Annotated in this window: 14 protein-coding genes; all 14 read right to left on the bottom strand. The window is 43.4% G+C overall.

The window, feature by feature from the left end; all coding sequences use genetic code 11:
- Positions 1–370 precede the first annotated feature (370 nt).
- Entirely contained in the window at positions 371–1,243 is an 873-nt protein-coding gene (locus ACR02O_RS10820) for an FAD:protein FMN transferase (protein WP_494523464.1), read from the bottom strand.
- Positions 1,244–1,329: 86 nt separating this feature from the next.
- Positions 1,330–2,286 (bottom strand): glycosyltransferase family 2 protein, encoded by a 957-nt coding sequence (locus ACR02O_RS10825; RefSeq protein ID WP_494523361.1) that lies wholly within the window; start codon positions 2,284–2,286, stop codon positions 1,330–1,332.
- A 72-nt stretch (positions 2,287–2,358) separates the two neighbouring features.
- A complete protein-coding gene (locus tag ACR02O_RS10830) occupies positions 2,359–3,687 on the bottom strand; it encodes a glycosyltransferase (protein WP_494523362.1) in 1,329 nt (442 codons plus the stop codon).
- Positions 3,684–5,732 (bottom strand): glycosyltransferase family 2 protein, encoded by a 2,049-nt coding sequence (locus ACR02O_RS10835; RefSeq protein WP_494523363.1) that lies wholly within the window; start codon positions 5,730–5,732, stop codon positions 3,684–3,686. The genes ACR02O_RS10830 and ACR02O_RS10835 overlap by 4 nt, the downstream gene beginning before the upstream one ends.
- A 30-nt stretch (positions 5,733–5,762) precedes the next feature.
- Complete coding sequence (locus ACR02O_RS10840) at positions 5,763–7,160, bottom strand: glycosyltransferase family 4 protein (protein WP_494523364.1); 1,398 nt, start codon at positions 7,158–7,160, stop codon at positions 5,763–5,765.
- A 67-nt stretch (positions 7,161–7,227) separates the two neighbouring features.
- On the bottom strand, positions 7,228–8,142 hold the full coding sequence (locus ACR02O_RS10845; protein WP_494523365.1) for a glycosyltransferase family 2 protein: 915 nt from the start codon (positions 8,140–8,142) through the stop codon (positions 7,228–7,230).
- Between the two features lie 86 nt (positions 8,143–8,228).
- The gene (locus ACR02O_RS10850; protein WP_494523366.1) at positions 8,229–9,149 is read right to left on the bottom strand and encodes a glycosyltransferase; all 921 of its coding nucleotides are present in this window, start codon (positions 9,147–9,149) and stop codon (positions 8,229–8,231) included.
- A gap of 27 nt (positions 9,150–9,176) precedes the next feature.
- The gene (locus tag ACR02O_RS10855) at positions 9,177–10,058 is read right to left on the bottom strand and encodes a hypothetical protein (protein ID WP_494523367.1); all 882 of its coding nucleotides are present in this window, start codon (positions 10,056–10,058) and stop codon (positions 9,177–9,179) included.
- Between the two features lie 228 nt (positions 10,059–10,286).
- Positions 10,287–11,546, bottom strand: a complete 1,260-nt coding sequence (locus ACR02O_RS10860; protein ID WP_494523368.1) for an ABC transporter ATP-binding protein — start codon at positions 11,544–11,546, stop codon at positions 10,287–10,289.
- Between the two features lie 43 nt (positions 11,547–11,589).
- The gene (locus ACR02O_RS10865; RefSeq protein ID WP_494523369.1) at positions 11,590–12,408 is read right to left on the bottom strand and encodes an ABC transporter permease; all 819 of its coding nucleotides are present in this window, start codon (positions 12,406–12,408) and stop codon (positions 11,590–11,592) included.
- 63 nt (positions 12,409–12,471) lie between these two features.
- The gene (locus ACR02O_RS10870; protein WP_494523370.1) at positions 12,472–13,044 is read right to left on the bottom strand and encodes a hypothetical protein; all 573 of its coding nucleotides are present in this window, start codon (positions 13,042–13,044) and stop codon (positions 12,472–12,474) included.
- Positions 13,045–13,064: 20 nt separating this feature from the next.
- The gene (locus tag ACR02O_RS10875; protein ID WP_494523371.1) at positions 13,065–14,306 is read right to left on the bottom strand and encodes a glycosyltransferase family 4 protein; all 1,242 of its coding nucleotides are present in this window, start codon (positions 14,304–14,306) and stop codon (positions 13,065–13,067) included.
- A gap of 38 nt (positions 14,307–14,344) precedes the next feature.
- Entirely contained in the window at positions 14,345–15,298 is a 954-nt protein-coding gene (locus ACR02O_RS10880; protein ID WP_494523372.1) for a glycosyltransferase family 2 protein, read from the bottom strand.
- A gap of 36 nt (positions 15,299–15,334) precedes the next feature.
- Positions 15,335–16,573, bottom strand: a complete 1,239-nt coding sequence (locus tag ACR02O_RS10885; protein WP_494523373.1) for a hypothetical protein — start codon at positions 16,571–16,573, stop codon at positions 15,335–15,337.
- Positions 16,574–16,748 lie beyond the last annotated feature (175 nt).

Raw genomic sequence — 16,748 nt, forward strand, 5'->3', positions numbered from 1 at the left:
CTCGGCTAGCCGATTCATAAGGCGCCGCCATCCGTGGCAGCTTGTTAACGACTGGTAAAAGCACTCTATCCCTCATCCTAAGAAAGGGAATTTTTTAGCGCGTTCTTAAAATCTTGAATGGGTTGGGGGCTGTAGTTGATACCCCGCAAATTGCTTGGATGGGGCAGGCAACAAAATAGTGCTTTATTTTATATAAAGCAATAGATGTGCCAATAATCAATCCGCATTCGGCGGGGCCTGTCGAGGGTATGAGTAATGCCAAAGTACCGGTTTTGCGGCTTATGCCGCAATGGCAGGGGATATGCCGTATTTTTGGGCGCATTCAGTTTGCGCCACATCGGTAACGGGAAAAAATTCGGCGTGTTGCTGTCTAGATGCGATTGGCTAACGAGCCTCCGGAATTGCCGTGTACGTCTATCCACAAGTACGGCAATTCCAACTGTTCCAGCCAACTTGGACCTTGTTCTTCCTTGAGCATGGCGATGGTTGACGCGCTGCCGGCCACTACGCAGAATTCGCCGACGACACTGACAGATGCCAAATGCCGAACCGGCCAGCCTGTTTTGGGATTAAGAATGTGTCCGTAGCGTTGGCCGTTGACGATAATGCAACGCTCATAGTCCCCACTGCTGGCGACTGCGCCGTTATGTAGTGCCAAAGTACTTGCTAATGCCTGCCTTTGGCGGGGGTGATGGATGCCCACTCGCCAGGCAGTGCCGTCCGGGCGTGGGCCTATCAGTTTGATGTCGCCGCCCAGATTGATAAAGCCGTGGCGGGCGCCGGCATTCCACGCAATTCGCGCAGCCCGGTCTACGGCATATTCTTTGACGATACCGCCAAAATCCAGCTCCATGCCGGCCAATGGGAACTCTAATAGCGGCGCCTGCCAGCGTAGTTTGTCCCATCCAACTTTTTTCAATAGTGTTTTAATTAGTTGTTCATCCGGCAACTGGCCGGATTCGAAACGCCAAGCCTGCCGTAAAATTCCGGACGTGATGTCGAACAGGCCGTCGCTTTGTTGATGACAGGTTGCAGCATAATTCAGTAAGCCAGCCGTTTCCTCATCCACGGTAATGCGGCCTCCCATGGCTGCGACTTGATTGATGCTTGAAAGCAGGCTGTCGGGTTTATACCGCGAATACAAGCCCTCCAAGCGTTGCACGTCGGCTGTTACTATATCGGCAATACGCTTGGCCTGTTTATGCTCCGTGGCAATCAATTGGATTTCGCATTGAGTACCCATAGCCTGGAATGGGAAGCGAAATAAGGATGTTGGGCTCACGATTAATCTTTGTCGGTTTTAAAGTGATAAGCGTGGCTGATGGAATATTAACTCCGTATTTTTTTTATTAGAACCAGGTAAAGCGCTAGAGGCAGTAAACTGGGTAGAATATATTTTAAGTCCTTCATACCAAAATACCCCAAACCCAAGGTTTTTCTAAATAAATGATGCGCGCTAGGTAAATCGTTTTTCCAATAAAACTCATAAGCTCTTTGCAATAACTGGCCTTTTGTCAAAAGATCGGTTTTAGCTTCACCCAGCGTTTGCGATATTACGGGAAAGTCTCGCAGCAAGCCTTTTTGCACGCCCCAATGATTTAGTATGGCCCTAAGTCGGTTGCTGGAAATTTGTTCGCCTTGTTGATGGTGATAATAAGCCAATACTTCAGGAACGCGGACAATATGGGCAAACATTGCAATTCTGATCCACATATCGAAATCTTCAGCGGTTAGCCAGTGTTCGTTAAAACCTCCAACTTGATCGATGGCAAATTTGCGCGTCAATGCGGCGTGAATTGGCCAAGGGCAACTGCGCAACAAAACGGCAAACTTATCATTTTCTTCGTAATCAGGCGGAATATAAGGTTGGGATTTTTCTGCGCTCAGACCAATATTTTGCCAGCCGCAGTATGCGAGTACGCTATCCGGTTTTTCTTCAAGCTTATGATGAAGCTTTGCCAGAAACTCAGGGTGCCAACTGTCGTCGGAGTCCAGAAAGGCGATAAATTCTCCTGATGCGGCTTCCAATCCGCGATTGCGCGCAGGGCCGGGGCCTTTATTCTGTTGGGAAATAACTAATATATTTTGATACAGCGTTGTTATTGTCTGCAAAACCTCTAGCGAGTTATCCGATGAACCGTCGTCAACGACTATCAATTCGAAATTCTTGAAAGTTTGTTGATACAGATTGCCGATGGTTTTTTCAATGATATGTGCCGAGTTATAGCAAGGCATAATCACGGAAATGAGTGGTTTAGCTTGAGATATATCAGTAGTTTGTCGCATACTGGATTCGCCTGAATCAGGCCGTTGATTGTGCGAAATTTATTTTAAATCAAATTGTGGCAATTCGAGCTTTTATTGGAATATTGCCTTTAGCTGTTGGCGCCACTCCCAGAGAATGCCTTTTATACGTTGATTTAAGGTTTGCTGTTCAAAGCCTAGCAAACGCAGATGGGCATTATTGATTTGTCCCAATAATCCCGATAGCAGATCAAGTTCTTGATCAGAAATCGCCGCCGGGCCGTAGGCCAGCGCAGCGTTGGCGATGTTCAAAAATTGCTTAGCGTATTTTTGGCTGGAAAATTTTTCAGCGACGGAGATACGGGCGTTGGCGGTGAGTTTTTGAGCCAATTCCGGGTCGTCCAGCAGGCGCAAAATGGCCGTGGCGGCGGAATTTTCATCGCCCGGATCTACTAAAATGCTGTCGTGTTCGTTAACGATGCACTCCCGTAGACCCGAACACGCCATTGCGACCGCTGGCGTACCCACAGCCATTGCCTCCAGCGCGGCAATACCCTGGCCTTCAAAAATTGCCGTGGAGAGAAATATAGTGCTTTGTGCCAGCAGGGCGGCAATGTCATCTCGCGGTCCGAGTATATGTAACTTGTTGTTTAATTGGCCACGCTCTAATTCGTCTTCCAACAGGCGGACAGCTTCCGGTTCCTGTTTTGGGCCGGCGATAAGGAAATAACAATCCGATTTAAACGTAACGACCTTGGCGGCTACCCTGGCAAAGGCAGCAAAGTCCTTTTGCGCAGAGATGCGGCCCACGCCGATTACCAATTTTGCGTCTGCGGAAAGGCCCAATTCTGCGCGTATATCGGTTGAAGATGACTTGGCAGAACTACGCAAATCTTCTATATCGATGCCGTTGTAGAGGGTTTTTATTCGGTCAGCGGGTAAATATTCCGATAGCGATTTAGCAACGTCGTCTGATACGCCGATGATGCGGCTGCTCAATTGTTTTAAAAGGTGAATATAGCCGCCGGTGCCAATGCTGGATTCATAACGGGACAAATCTTCCGCAAACGGTGCATGAATGTGCCAAATGGCCGGTATTCTTTGACGAGCGGCGGCAATACCGGCATGCAGTAAATGACCGGTGTTAATATGAATAATGTCAGGGTTTTCCTGCTGTATCAACGTAATTAAATTGTCTAATTGTGCAAAAGAATCTCCGTAAAACTTAAATTGCGCCCGTTCTGTTCGGCTTACGCAGCAGGAATATGGGACCAGCCAGTAACGAATCGCTTGAGACTGTAAATATTCCGTGACATTGCCAGCTTTGGGCACCACCGCGATAGGTTCGATGCCTAGTTTTTTTAATGCGACCATCAAGGTGCAGGTGGTTTTGTCAACCCCGTTTTTTAAATCACTATTATGGAAAATATGTAGAGTTTTCATTTTTTATACGGAGAAAACAAACGAACAGCTATGGTCTGATAAACACAATAAAATAAAGCCAAAGTTGCATTTAGATAATCCTTCTTCCGCCAGAAGGCGAGTAAATAAGTTTTCTTATTGTGTGCGAGTAAATATCTAAATAATGGTATCCTGATCGCTAAATTGACACGATTGAGGTAGAAGCTTTCCAGTACCGATATATTACCTTGGTATATATATAAATTTTTGTTGAGCCAAGCTGTTGAAAGGGTTTGAGCATAATGTGCAATTTCAGATTTTGACAAGTTGTCATGGAATACAAGATCAGGAAAGTTTGTCATGCCATAATCCAGATACCAATCGCCAACAGTTTGTTGAAATAAAGGCAATGGGTTGGCGTTTAAAATTATTCCTGGCATAAAATAGCTAACAGCTCCATCAATAATGTTAAATTCGTTTCTAATTGCCAAGTATCTACCCAAGTATCGCCCTGTTGCCCCCCCCAGCTCTGCTAAATTGCCTTTTAAGTTGTCTAATAAAGAGCGATGATGAATAAAGTGACTAGACTGAACGCGATTTTTTCCAAGTAGAGTGCTACGTGTCCAAACTGGATGGAATTGATTATCTAGAGCCGGTTGACCTTTTTCATCGCATGCTTCGCTAAAGTAGCGAGTATCCGGCATAAATGAAATAGATGTTTTGTGCTGGATGTGACTAGCCAGGATTTTCAATATTACATCGATATTGAATCTAAAATTGTCTTCCAAATATGCAAAATAAGCACCTTTAGCCCTATGCAATGCCGTGTGCCACGCAAGGCCGTTTTCATCGAAAATACAATCATGAGTGGCAAGTAACGGGATAAAAGGTTTCAGGCTAAGTTCTGGTTTGACCGAAACTACAATAATTTCTATCGAAAACTTGGCCTGAGCCTTCAAGGCGAAGGCTTGTTGCAGACGTTGATTGAAATCTTCGCCAGCTTGGTTATAGGTAACGAATAAACTTACCGCTATCTGATTGCAGGGGATAATCGCCAGCGTATCGGGATTCAGGGCTAGGTCTAGGTTTTCGATGCCGCGGTAGGCATTGAGTAATGCCGCCAACCAAGGCTTGTCGTTGGCGAGCAGTTGTTCGCGCAAGTTTTCGCAATAGAGCTCCGGCTTTTCCAGCCACAAGACCAGCGCCTTGTTAAGACGGTCTCCCGAGGTAGCGTCTGGCAGATTCCGCCAGGTGCGATACAACAATGACGGTCCCTGCTCGGGTAATAGTTGTTTGATTCTTTCGTCTTGCCATGTGCCGGTTGGAAAAGTACAAATAACCGTTTTTGCGGTGTCCGCAGCTCGTCGAGGATCGTCTAATAGCAGTTGGTTAAATCCCGCATCGCGAACCTCCGCTACCGAAGCACACTGTGCTCGCGCTTTGTGGTGTGTGGTACTGGCTGGATTTAAGCGCCAGATGAACAGAATTTCCGGCAGATTCGCGAACCGGCATCCCGCCAATTGCATGCGCATAAATACATCGTAGTCGGGTACCAGACAACTGCGGTCTACGGAGTAGCCACCCACTTTTTCCAATGCGTGTCGTCTAATCATCGTGGTCGGGTGATGCAGCGAAAAAAAAGCGTACATCAACACCGAAATTCTCTCTGAATCAAGCGGGTGCGTATCGATACCAATATCTCGCCCGTCGGCGTGCAACATTCGCCATTGGCTACCGACCGCGTCAATGTCTGGATGCTGATCGAGGAACTGTTTCTGTAGCTTTAGTCGATCGGGGAGGGAAATATCGTCGGAGTCCATAATGGCGATATATTCACCTTGGCTTTCGGTAATGCCTCTTTGGGTTGCTGCACCTATGCCGGCATTGACTTGAGTGATGAGTTTAATGCGCGAATCTTGTTGGGCGAGATTTTTCAAAATCTCCGGGCTGCCATCGGTGCTCCCGTCATCGACGATCACCAATTCAAAGTCCGTAAAAGATTGCGACAGAATACTCTGAATGGCTTCCGTTAAATACCGTTGAGTATTGTAAACGGCCATGATGACGCTGATGGATGGCGGCACCATTTCGTTTGGCCTAATATGCATGATTGGTTTTTATGACCTTACATGCCCGCCAAGTATTTTATAAATATACTTGGTGAGGCGGTATACATTACTGTTTTGCAGTCGCTCAAAAAAACCTTCCAATTCAATAAGTCTGGAATTGTGGGCTTCGAGCTTTAAGTTTAGCGCAGCATTTTGCGCGATAAGATGAAAGCAGAGCTCCAAGGCCGGGTCGGATTTTTGCCGATCATTGTTTTTTTTCAGTAATTCAGAATATAAAGCTATAAAATTATCGATAAAGCATTCCCAGGAAAAGTTTTTTTCAACTATTTTTCTTCCGGAAATCTTTAAATTATTAGAGAGCTCAGGATCTTCAATAATTCTCAAAGCCTGTTGCGCTATAGCTTCATAATCCCCTATATCGACCAAAAAACCGTTTTCACCATCCACAATTACGTCCTCAGAACCTCCACAACGTGTTGACACGGTAGGACAGCGTGCTGCAAGGGCCTCAAGGCAGACGCCGGCAAGTCCCTCGAATATCGATGTGATGAGTATGACGCTGAGTTGCGGCAACAGGGCAGGAACGTCCTCTCTTTCGCCTAGGAAATGGAAATGGCTTGGATTACGAGAACGGCAAATTTCGTCTTCGACTAGCTTTTTTAGAGTTTTATCATCTGGGGGGCCAATGATTACAAAATGCGCCTCCGGATTTTTTTCGGAAATAAGTTTGGCCGCTCGCACAAATGTTAAAGGATCTTTCTGATCGCATATCCTGCCAACGAAGCCGACTATCGGGTCATTAGTATTAATTTTTAATAAATCGCGTAAGTTTGGTTCGCCGCTTTGGGATAAGGTTTTATGATCAAACTCGTCTATCTTGAGCGCGTTCAAAATGACACGCGAGGAAATCCTGGGGTCTCCTTCAAAAAATTTCAAAGTACGGCTACTCACCCCTACCAAAGTATCGCAAAGAGCGGCGTAAAGCGCTCTAATCGCTTGATCGGATAAGTTGTAGGCCTTTAGCAGCGTAGGAGTGGTATCGATATCGAAATTACTATGTACATGCCAGATATGCGGAATATTGGCCATTTTTGCCGCTAAAGCGCCATCGAATGGGTAGACAGTATTGGTATGAACTATATCGATTGCTTCGTCTTTAATGATCTGTAATACCGCTTGTGCTCGTTCGATAGTACCTGCAAGGTATAGATTGATGCCGGCGTTGTTTGAGCCAGGGAATAAAATGCTCGGGATAATATAGGTTTTTATGCCGATAGCATTTAAACGGGTTACTAGCTCCCCGTCTTCGGGCAATACTACGATGGATTCAATACCCCTGTCCCGGTAGGACCCCGAGATTTGTAACAACAGTCGCTCGACGCCGCCCATCACGGTCGCACCGTGTTGTACAAATAAAACCTTAATAACAGCTAGCTGGTTGATCATGTTTGAAAAAATAACTTAACTTGCTTTTTAAAGAACAAGTTCGCATCGGTTTATAAATGTGGATGATTTACTTTGAGTAAAGGTTACTTTTGATTAAAAATGCCAAATAATTTAATAAAACCGGCTGGCAAATGTTAGCAATAGCCAATGAGTTTAAGTGCTTGTACTTGTTAGGTGGGTTATTGGTATTTATTACTTTTAATCCTTCTCTAAAATTGATTAGCCTATGGCTTGGTATTTTAAGCATCTTTCCTATGGCTATTCGCATTTGTATTGATGATTTTTGCATTCGGTCAGTATCTCTACTCATGCTAACCGAATGCATGCGTATTAGAGCTAGAGTGTCAGGTGGGTCATTAAACTTGAAATTAATGCCAATAACTGCGCATCTTAACCAAAACTCCCAGTCCTCAAGTGCCTCTAGGTTCTCGTTCCAGAGGCCTACTGAATCAAAAACTGAGCGTTTAATTAGTGGACAGTTGACAGCAAATAAGCATCTGATTAATAGCTTTTCAAAAAAAATACCAGGCTCGTTCCACAAATTAACAATCCAGGAGCTGGTCATTCTATGTTCAAGAAAGCCGTACTCGCGCAAATCTGGATTTTCATTGGTAAAATATCTAGCGTCGCCGTATACAATATCGACTTCCGGGTGTGATTTTAAATAATCTATTTGATTGGTAAATTTAGATTTCTCAATTTTATCGTCGGCATCGAGAAACTGAAAGAACTCCCCTTTGGCATTATGAACTCCTGTATTACGAGCTGCCGATAATCCTTTGTTTTCCTGGGTAATGACTCGAATTCTTTCGTCCAGTCTTGATAGATTCCGAGCAATCTCCTCTGTATTATCGGTTGAGCCATCATTTACAATGATACATTCCCATTCGGTATAAGTTTGATCTAGTAGGCTCTCAATTGCATCAGGGAGAAACCTGGCCTGATTAAAACACGGTACTATTACTGATATATATGAAGACACAAGAATGTCCGTCTTAAGTTAAGGATTGAGAGATATGTTGAAGTTAATAAAAAAGAAGCCCTAAGGAGTGAATATTTTATAAAGGATTAAAGCTTAAATAAGTTTTCTTTTTTCCATGTAATGTAGCTGATAAGTTTTCTTGGTATAAAAGTATTGATTATTTTCATGGCTGCATTTAAATTAATTGGTTGGTGTTTGTAAGCAAAGATATAAAAATGTCTTGCTTTGGTTTTGTCTTTAACAATCCAGCTGTATAGGTCGCCAATTTCATTGTACAAGTTAAAGAGCTTTTTATTTATATTTTCTTGCCCCAATATCACCCGAGCTTCAGGTTTCTTTTCTAGGAAAGAGTAAATGGCCTTGATCTCTTGTTCACACATCATGATTTCATCGGAACTGGTGTTGGAGTTATGTTGCCTATAAGTGGCTAGAGGCTGATGAATATAATCAAAGCAATTGTTTAGTGCTAATTGCAACCAAAGTTCGTAATCTTCAGCTCCTTTTAACTGTACATCAAAAAGGTCATCGTACAGCAGAAAGTTCCTATGGATCAAAACAGTTAGGGTGCCAATAAAGTTTTGCCTAAATAGGGTGTGTAGGTTCCAATTTTTATTGTTATTAGGTAGGAATGTTGATGAGTCGATTTTGCTTCCGGTTTTTTCATTTTTTATGAAATAGTCGCTAAAAAGCAGGCATGTATTTGGGTGGTTTTTGAAGTATTCAACTTGTATCTCAAGTTTTTTATGATCCCATTCATCATCGCTATCAAGAAACCCAATTAACTGCCCCTTGGATTGGCTAAAAGCGAAGTTTCTAGCTGCAGATACACCCATATTCTGCTGGTAAAAATACATTATTCTCGGGTCTTTTAGGTATGATTTAATAATGGATTCAGTGTTATCGGTTGAGCCATCATTAACTATAATTAATTCAAAATTTTTGTAAGTTTGAATTAAAATGCTTTCTATTGCTTTTTGAATATATTCTTGCCCATTATAAACTGGCATTATTATTGTAACTAAATGGTTAAGCATTTAAGTGGTTGGTTTGTTTTTATGGCGAAAAATTACTTCAATTTCTTGGTGGCAGGCTGTATTTTTTAAGTGAGTGATGTTGTCAAGACTAATTCTTTCGCCTTGCAGATACCTCTGGTTAAAAAAAATGCTGTCTATAATGCCGTGGCGATTGTTATAAGTATTTTGAACAATATTGCATGGATTGTTTATAATCTTCGATTGTGTAAAGCACAGTATTTTAGGTTCTGGTAATGGATTGTTCGCCATCTCCGCTTCAAGAGTATTTGGATTTGTGAACTTTATTTTTTCGAGTAAAGGTTTTAGCTGTAGGGTTCTAAATATATGCCCATCAAGCGACATAGGGTAGCCATAATCTCCTGTTTTTTCATGCCAATTCCAAATGGTCGTATTTGTTGGTTCCATTTCTATGTTCTCTGCGTAGCAGTATGTTAAATTTGGATGTAGTCTCAAGCTTAAACATAATATATCTTTTCTTTTTTCAAATTGTGTTAATTCATTTTCTGATAGTGAAAAGTTTTCTTTAAATATAATGTCGTCAACGAAAAAAACAGTGAAATATTTTTTTTCTAAAAGTGATAATAAGTCGAATTTGAAGTTATTTTCCTTGACGAACGAAACACAGTTGTATTCAGAAGATAATATTTCATAACCTTTCTTGTAGTCATTATTACTATAGGCATACAGAACTCTTATATTATGCACAAATGATTCAGGCCAATGCTTCCTCATGCTTCTAAGTAACAACTCCAGTTGGCATGCTCTATCTTTGCTGAAAATTATTATGTTTATGCTGCGTTTTTTTAACAGCCCCCATATTTTGCTCTTTATCCGCCTTATAAGATGATTTTCTTTATTAACTACACTTGTTTGTTCTTTCATGTCTAGTTTTGGTATGTGCGTCACATTGTGATTTTTTAAAAACTCTGTTCCCAAGTAAAAATATATCTTTTTTGTATTGAAACATTTCTACAGTTTTAGCATGTTGGTGAAAAAATATATCCTGATCACTAATTCAACTGAAGGTAGACTTTATTTAGTATTAATGCTATCTCCTTGTTGCTAAATATAAGTTCGACTAGCTGCTAAAAAGAGTTATTCACCAGGCTGTTAGGCATGACTAAACTCTTTAGCTAGGTATTGCTGACCATTAAGTGTCCATGTGGTAGGCAGATTTAATGTCAACCAACCTTGTTCATTGCGAACTCCATAAGATTCGGTGACCTGAAATGTTTTGAGTGATTCGCCACCGAATATCAAACCTCTATTTTCATCGAACATAGCTAACCTGACACAGTAGGTTCCATGGATTAAAGGGAATGAGTCAACGGAGTAAATTACTTCGTGTACTCCTGGTTCATAGTCTGGACGATCAGCGAAAGTCAAAGTAGAGCTTGCTGACAAGTAAACAAAATCCGTGGTGTGTGTTCCGATTATTATTTCTGGTTTTCTAAAAAACTTTTTGAGTTCAAATTTTACTCTAACATTCAATGATGATCGTGATTCAATAAATTCAACTGGTTTTTTATTGTAATCTATTATTTCTATAGAAATTAACTTAAACTCATTTGCGCTTTGATAATTTAATGTGTTTTGCGGTAAAATTTCTGCTTGCTTTTGTATTTTTTCGTTATTTATTTCGTAAAATTGATCGCATATTTTATCGCTATTGCCGTCATTCAGAACCTTGCCTTTACTAAGTAGAATAGCTCTACTGCATATGCGACTGATTTGGCGAATATTATGGCTAACTATTAGGACAGTTTTGTTTTTTCTTTTTATAATTTCTTCCATGCGGTCGAAACATTTTCGCTGAAATGCTAAATCGCCTACAGCCAATACTTCGTCGATAATCAGAATATCGGCATCCATGCTGGTAGCAATAGAAAATCCCAGTTTTACCGTCATTCCGGAACTATAACGTTTAACCGGTGTGTCAATAAACTGTTCCAGCTCGGAGAAATCAATGATTTCATCCAATTTCTGTTGAATGATTTTTTTGGGAATACCTAGGATAGCGCCGTTAAGATAGATATTTTCCCGGCCGGTCAGTTCCGGATTGACACCTGCGCCCACTTCAATCAACGGCGCTACGCTGCCTTTAACAATGACTTCACCCTTGGTGGGTTTGCTGATATTGGCCAAGTGCTTGAGCAGAGTGCTTTTACCTGCGCCATTATGCCCGATGATACCGACCACTTCACCTTCATTGATGTGAAAATTGACATCGTCAAGTGCTTTGAAACGCTCGCGCTCCTGAACCGGTTGGAAGGCGAGGCGTCTCATGGTGTTTAAAGCGGTTTCCTTCAAACTGGTAAGGTGACCGAGTTGATATTCCTTGGTGAGGTGGTTGACTTCTATGATGGCCATATATGTTAATTAATGATGTAATTTTAAAGTTTTTTGCCGAATATTATATGACATCGGCGAACCAACTTTCCGCGCGCTTAAAAAACCAATAGCTGAACGGTAGTATTACCAAAATCAAAATTAACCCCGGATAAATTACATTTAAATCGGGCTCTGTTGCTCTAATTAAAACACTTTGAAATCCATCTATAATGCCCACTAAAGGATTAAGTGTGTATAAAAAATACAGATCATTAGACCACTCGCCCGCTGCCTGTTCGATAACTAATTTCTTTTGTACCAAGCCCAACGGATAGATGACTGGGGAACCGTACATCAATAAAGATAATGCTATTGGTATTGCTTGAGCTATATCGCGGTAGTATACATTCATCGCTGCGCCAAAGAAGCTGATTGTTAAGGCGACTATCATCGTGTATAGCACGAAAGCCGGTATCCAGACCGCATGGAGAGTGGGCATGACATGATAATAAATCATCATGGCCGCCAATATCGCAAAACTGATAACTAATTCCACTAGTTTGGTAACCATCGCGGTTAACGGAAACACTTCACGCGGGAAATATATTTTTTTGATCAAATTGGCATTCGAAGTCACGCTATTGACGCCTTCAGAAACTGATTCCTGAAAAAATACCCAAGGTATTAGTGCTGCAAACGTAATAAGCGGATAAGGTAAGCCTCCGGTTTCTATCCCCACAAAACCTTTAACCAAGGTAAATACCAGCATTAACATAATAGGCTTTAATACAGCCCATAAAATTCCGAGGTATGCTTGTTTATAGCGGATAACGATGTTTTTCCAGGTGAGTGCGGCTATTAGCTCTCTGTAGGTGTATAAGTTTTTGGCGATTCGTAACATGGGTATTTATTTTAACTGAATAATCCAATCGGTAGCGGTTAAGCTTTTAATTATAGATGGGGATTATTTGAAATTCTTCATGCGTTTAAGCAATATTTTCGAGTTGGGGTTGTGTTCCAAGCCTTTTTCTAAAATGGTTTTAGCTTCTGTTTTCATGTTTTTTCTTTGATACAAACTGCTCAAGGCGGCATAAGGAAAAGAGTTGTTTTTATCAAGCGAAATACTCTTTAAGTTGGCGGCAATTGCTTCATCAATTTCACCCATGAATTGGTAGGCTTGACCGAGATCGTAAAATATTTTTGGCATTAACTTAAAAGCGGGTGAGGCATGCTCCGGTACATACAGAAGATCGCCCACTGCCCCGCGGTATTTATCCTGTTTTTCAGCCTCATCATGGGCTCTGAAGGCTAGATTCATGGTGTGTAAGCCTGCGCAATAGTGGTGGATGTGAATGAAGTCGTCGCCGAGCCTTCGGTTCCAGCTTTGGTAGTCAGGCGATTTTTGATCGGATGCGCGAGCCTTGCAGTAGGGTGGTAAGAAGGCGTAATCGGCGTCGGTTTTCGGGAACTCGGCTGCCGCATTCCGGATACAGGCAATAAATAGCAATGTAAGTAGTCTGACTTTTTTCTGGGGCATGAATTTGCTCAAATACTGTTTTATAAAAACTTTTGATATATGGACTGTATCGCTTCTGTGTGCTGCCGGACGTCGAAGGTTGCTAATGCTTTGGCCCGGGCGTTACTGGCTAACCGATTCATCAACTCGCTGGAGCGGTAAAACTTAAGGATAGACGCTGCCAAACTTTCCGCGTCACCGCTGTTAAATAATAGTCCGGTTTGATTATCTTCAACCATCTCCGCGCCGCCGCCATGGTTTGGTACGATCAATGGCCGGCCTAACGCCATCGCTTCGATGACGACCGTACCTAATGGTTCGGGGCTAGTGGATGCTGAGACCACAATATCCAGCGCTTTGTAGGCTTCTATCATGTCGCTGACGTGGCCGATAAAGTTGACGGTATCCGATAACGATTCCAGTCTTACACGTTCTCTAAGCTCTCGTTCGTAAGGGATGCAATCGTCTGGCGTTCCACCGACAATCAGCATTTTCAAATGGGGTATTTGGTCTTGCAGTATTTTAGCCGCGTCGATAAATAGTTGGTGCCCTTTCCAAGGAATAAGTAAGCCTACTAAACCTACGATAAAGATATTTTCAGGTAAATCGAATCGTTGCCTAAATAAGGAGCCACCTGCTTGGTTGTTCAGCTTATCCAAAGCGATGCCATCATAGACCACGCTAATTTTCTCGTCCTGCACGGCTAATTTTTCACGCATGCTATTGGCAACCCAATGGGAGACGGACACAAAATGATCGGGTAGGGAATAAGCCCAGCGGGCTGAATGCGGTCCGTCAGGGTTGCCACGGACATGGCAAATACTGGGGATACGCAAAATCTTGGCTACCAAGAGTGCGGCTCTGTTACAAAGCGGCTCGTTATTGGCATGGATCAAGTCGGCTTTGAAACGCCATGCAGTCCAAAGCAAGTCGAGAAAAAACGGTAAAAAATTAAATAAGTCGTCGCTTCTGGCTATCAGTTGATTGACGAAAAACCGCAGGGGAGACACCTTCGTTAACCATTGAATCGATTCCGCTTTTGCACGCCACGCCACGATGTCTATATGACGGTCCGGGATGTGTTTCCATAAGGCTTCATCGGCAATCTCCCGATATTGCGGACCGTTGCGTCCTGTAACAACTAGAGGTAGAAAGCGATCACGATCAAGGTTTCTGACTAAATGCCTCAAACAGATAATGGCGCCACCATAACCAATTCCGTTTTCGACATAGATAATTCTTTTTGGGAGGTTGTTGGTAGACATGAAATCAGAGTTTGGCAATATCAGCGTAGAAAGCGTTAAGGAATATTCTCATATACTCAGGATTTTGCGAATTTTTGTTTAATGACACGTAGCGCATAAATTAAGCTGGCTGGCAAGTTACTGAAAATCAGATAGAGTAGATTGTTAAGTGTGAAGTCCTGGGAGAGGCTTTTTTTAAAGGCTTCTCTGGCTTTGGCATTATTGCCGCCGCTGAAATACCAGTAGCCAAGCGTCCATTGCGCCTCTGCCACTAAACTATTTGGCGAAACGCCTTGGGCAATTAGCTGGGGCGAGGCGAAGTTCCGAATAGACTCAGTCACCTTGGTCAAGTCTATTAACATACCTTCGCTGGCTTGCGTGGCATTGTTGCCGTGCTGGCGGCGCAGCATCAAAATGTCGGGAAGGCACGTTACTGCGTGAAATGTGGCGATTTTTGCCCACAACTCCAAGTCCTCTCCATAGCGAATCTCGGTATTGAACATGCCTGCTTCAAGCAAGGTTTGGCGCTTCACCAAAACGGTACCCGTCGGTATAAAATTTTTTTTCACTAACGCAGCAAGGGCGTTGGGAATTGGTTTTCCGGCCAGCTGTTGGAAATAGTCCAACATTTTATGTTTGGCTAACACCGATTGGGTTAGCAGTTGGTCGTCGTTGTCGATTTCCGTCATGTCGCCGGCAATCAGGTGGAGTTCCGGATTGGTTTGCAATGCTTGGATTTGCTTGGTGGTTTTGTCCACAGTCCATTGATCATCGGCATCCAGAAATGCAATCCAGTCACCGCTAGCCAATTCTATGCCTTTATTGCGCGCGGCGGACGGGCCTTGATTGGCTTGTTTGTGATAAATGACGGTATCGGCAAACGTCTTAAGGACTTGTTCGGTGTTGTCCGTGGAGCCATCATCCACCACGATGATCTCGTCAACTTTGCTGGTTTGCGCCTGGATGCTTTCGATGGCGGCACGAATGAATGTCGCGCTGTTATACGCTGGAATGACGGCGCTGATTTTCATTTTGGGCTAATCAAAATTTTCGATACGTTAGAATGGTTATAGACTGGTTTTGCAGATCAACCACGCCGGTACAATTAATCCGGTGCAATAACCGATCAGCGCTAATTTTCTGTGTCTGTAGTATAGACGGTATAGAAATGCACCGGTTTTGCGGTGCGTCGCAGCTAAGCTAATTGCTGGCCATTGACGCTGATTGAAACGATTCACGATATTGTCGGTTTTGTTTTGCAAGAATTCGCCGAGTTCCGGGGACGCCAAGAAGCGAACGTTGGGCAAATTTGCCCTGATTTGCCCTAAAAGATGGTCTAACCCACGTATAGCTTGTTGGCATTCGTCGTCTGAGCGCGTGTAATTGTAGCGATGTGTGGAAATACTCACAGGCAGGGCTTGGCGATAAGCCATTTCAGCTTCGGCAAACGCGCTGGCCGGTGTGTTTTTGCCGTCAACAGGTTCGTACATCACGTTGCGAACGAGGTAAAGTTGTGCGAAACGATTGGTATTGCCGACCCGTATCAGCGGAGGATCCTGAAAATAATGTCCGGTTTCATTGCGCCCGGTACAGCGGTAGCCAGCAGTTTGAATGGCGATGATATTTTGCTGTTGCCAACTTTGTTCGATCTCATCGTTCCATAAATAGCACGGGGCGACTGTGCTGAGGCTGGGATAGCCGAACATGCCGGTAAAACATTGCATGGCATTTGCGACCAGTGAATTGGCTTCCGCAGCGTCAATTGCCTGGGTAGGTAAATTGCGTCCGTCTACATAGTGGCCTTGTAGCGGTGAATCCAGTTTTTCCCAGTCCCACCAATCCTTAGTTGCGCGGGCGGTTGCCAGGCGGGGGTCTTGTTGCCGGCATAATTCCGCGAAGGCCTTGCCGTTCAGGTGTTCCATGCCATGCAGTTGCGGCACTAAAGTGTCTTGTTGTATGCCTTGTTGCAGTGCTGCAAAAATGGCCGGGAAGTCTTTGTCCAGCATGCGCCTGTGGTATTGGCCCGTGGATTCGATCTTTGCTAAATCCGGAACGGCTAACACCATATCGGCGGTAAGTATCGCAGAGCGGTTTACAGCGTCTTTGTGTTGAGCCAGCATGGAGAGCAACTCTGTTAAACGCGCTGCGTGGAAGTCGCCACCCGGCCCCCAGTCGTCGCTTTCGATTAAAACCGGCGTATCGGCAAAATAGGGCTCACGCCAGGTAGCGATAAATAGGGATTTTTTCCACAGCCATAAGCCGGTAAGGCAGGCCAGCCAGAAACCTAAAAAAAACAGAACTACCATGGATTTTGTTTAATAATTAAAAAGCCTGAATATTGGGTCGACGAACGCACTGAACTTTTATCGTAGCAGAGATTAGTGAACTAGCTGAAAACCACAGCGCAAACTTTAGATGTGGTCGACATAGCAGCAGGCTTATGATAACAGCGGTAAATAGCCATTCGCTAAACTTTGGAAT

Source organism: Methylomonas sp. PHL2-19 (assembly GCF_059331595.1).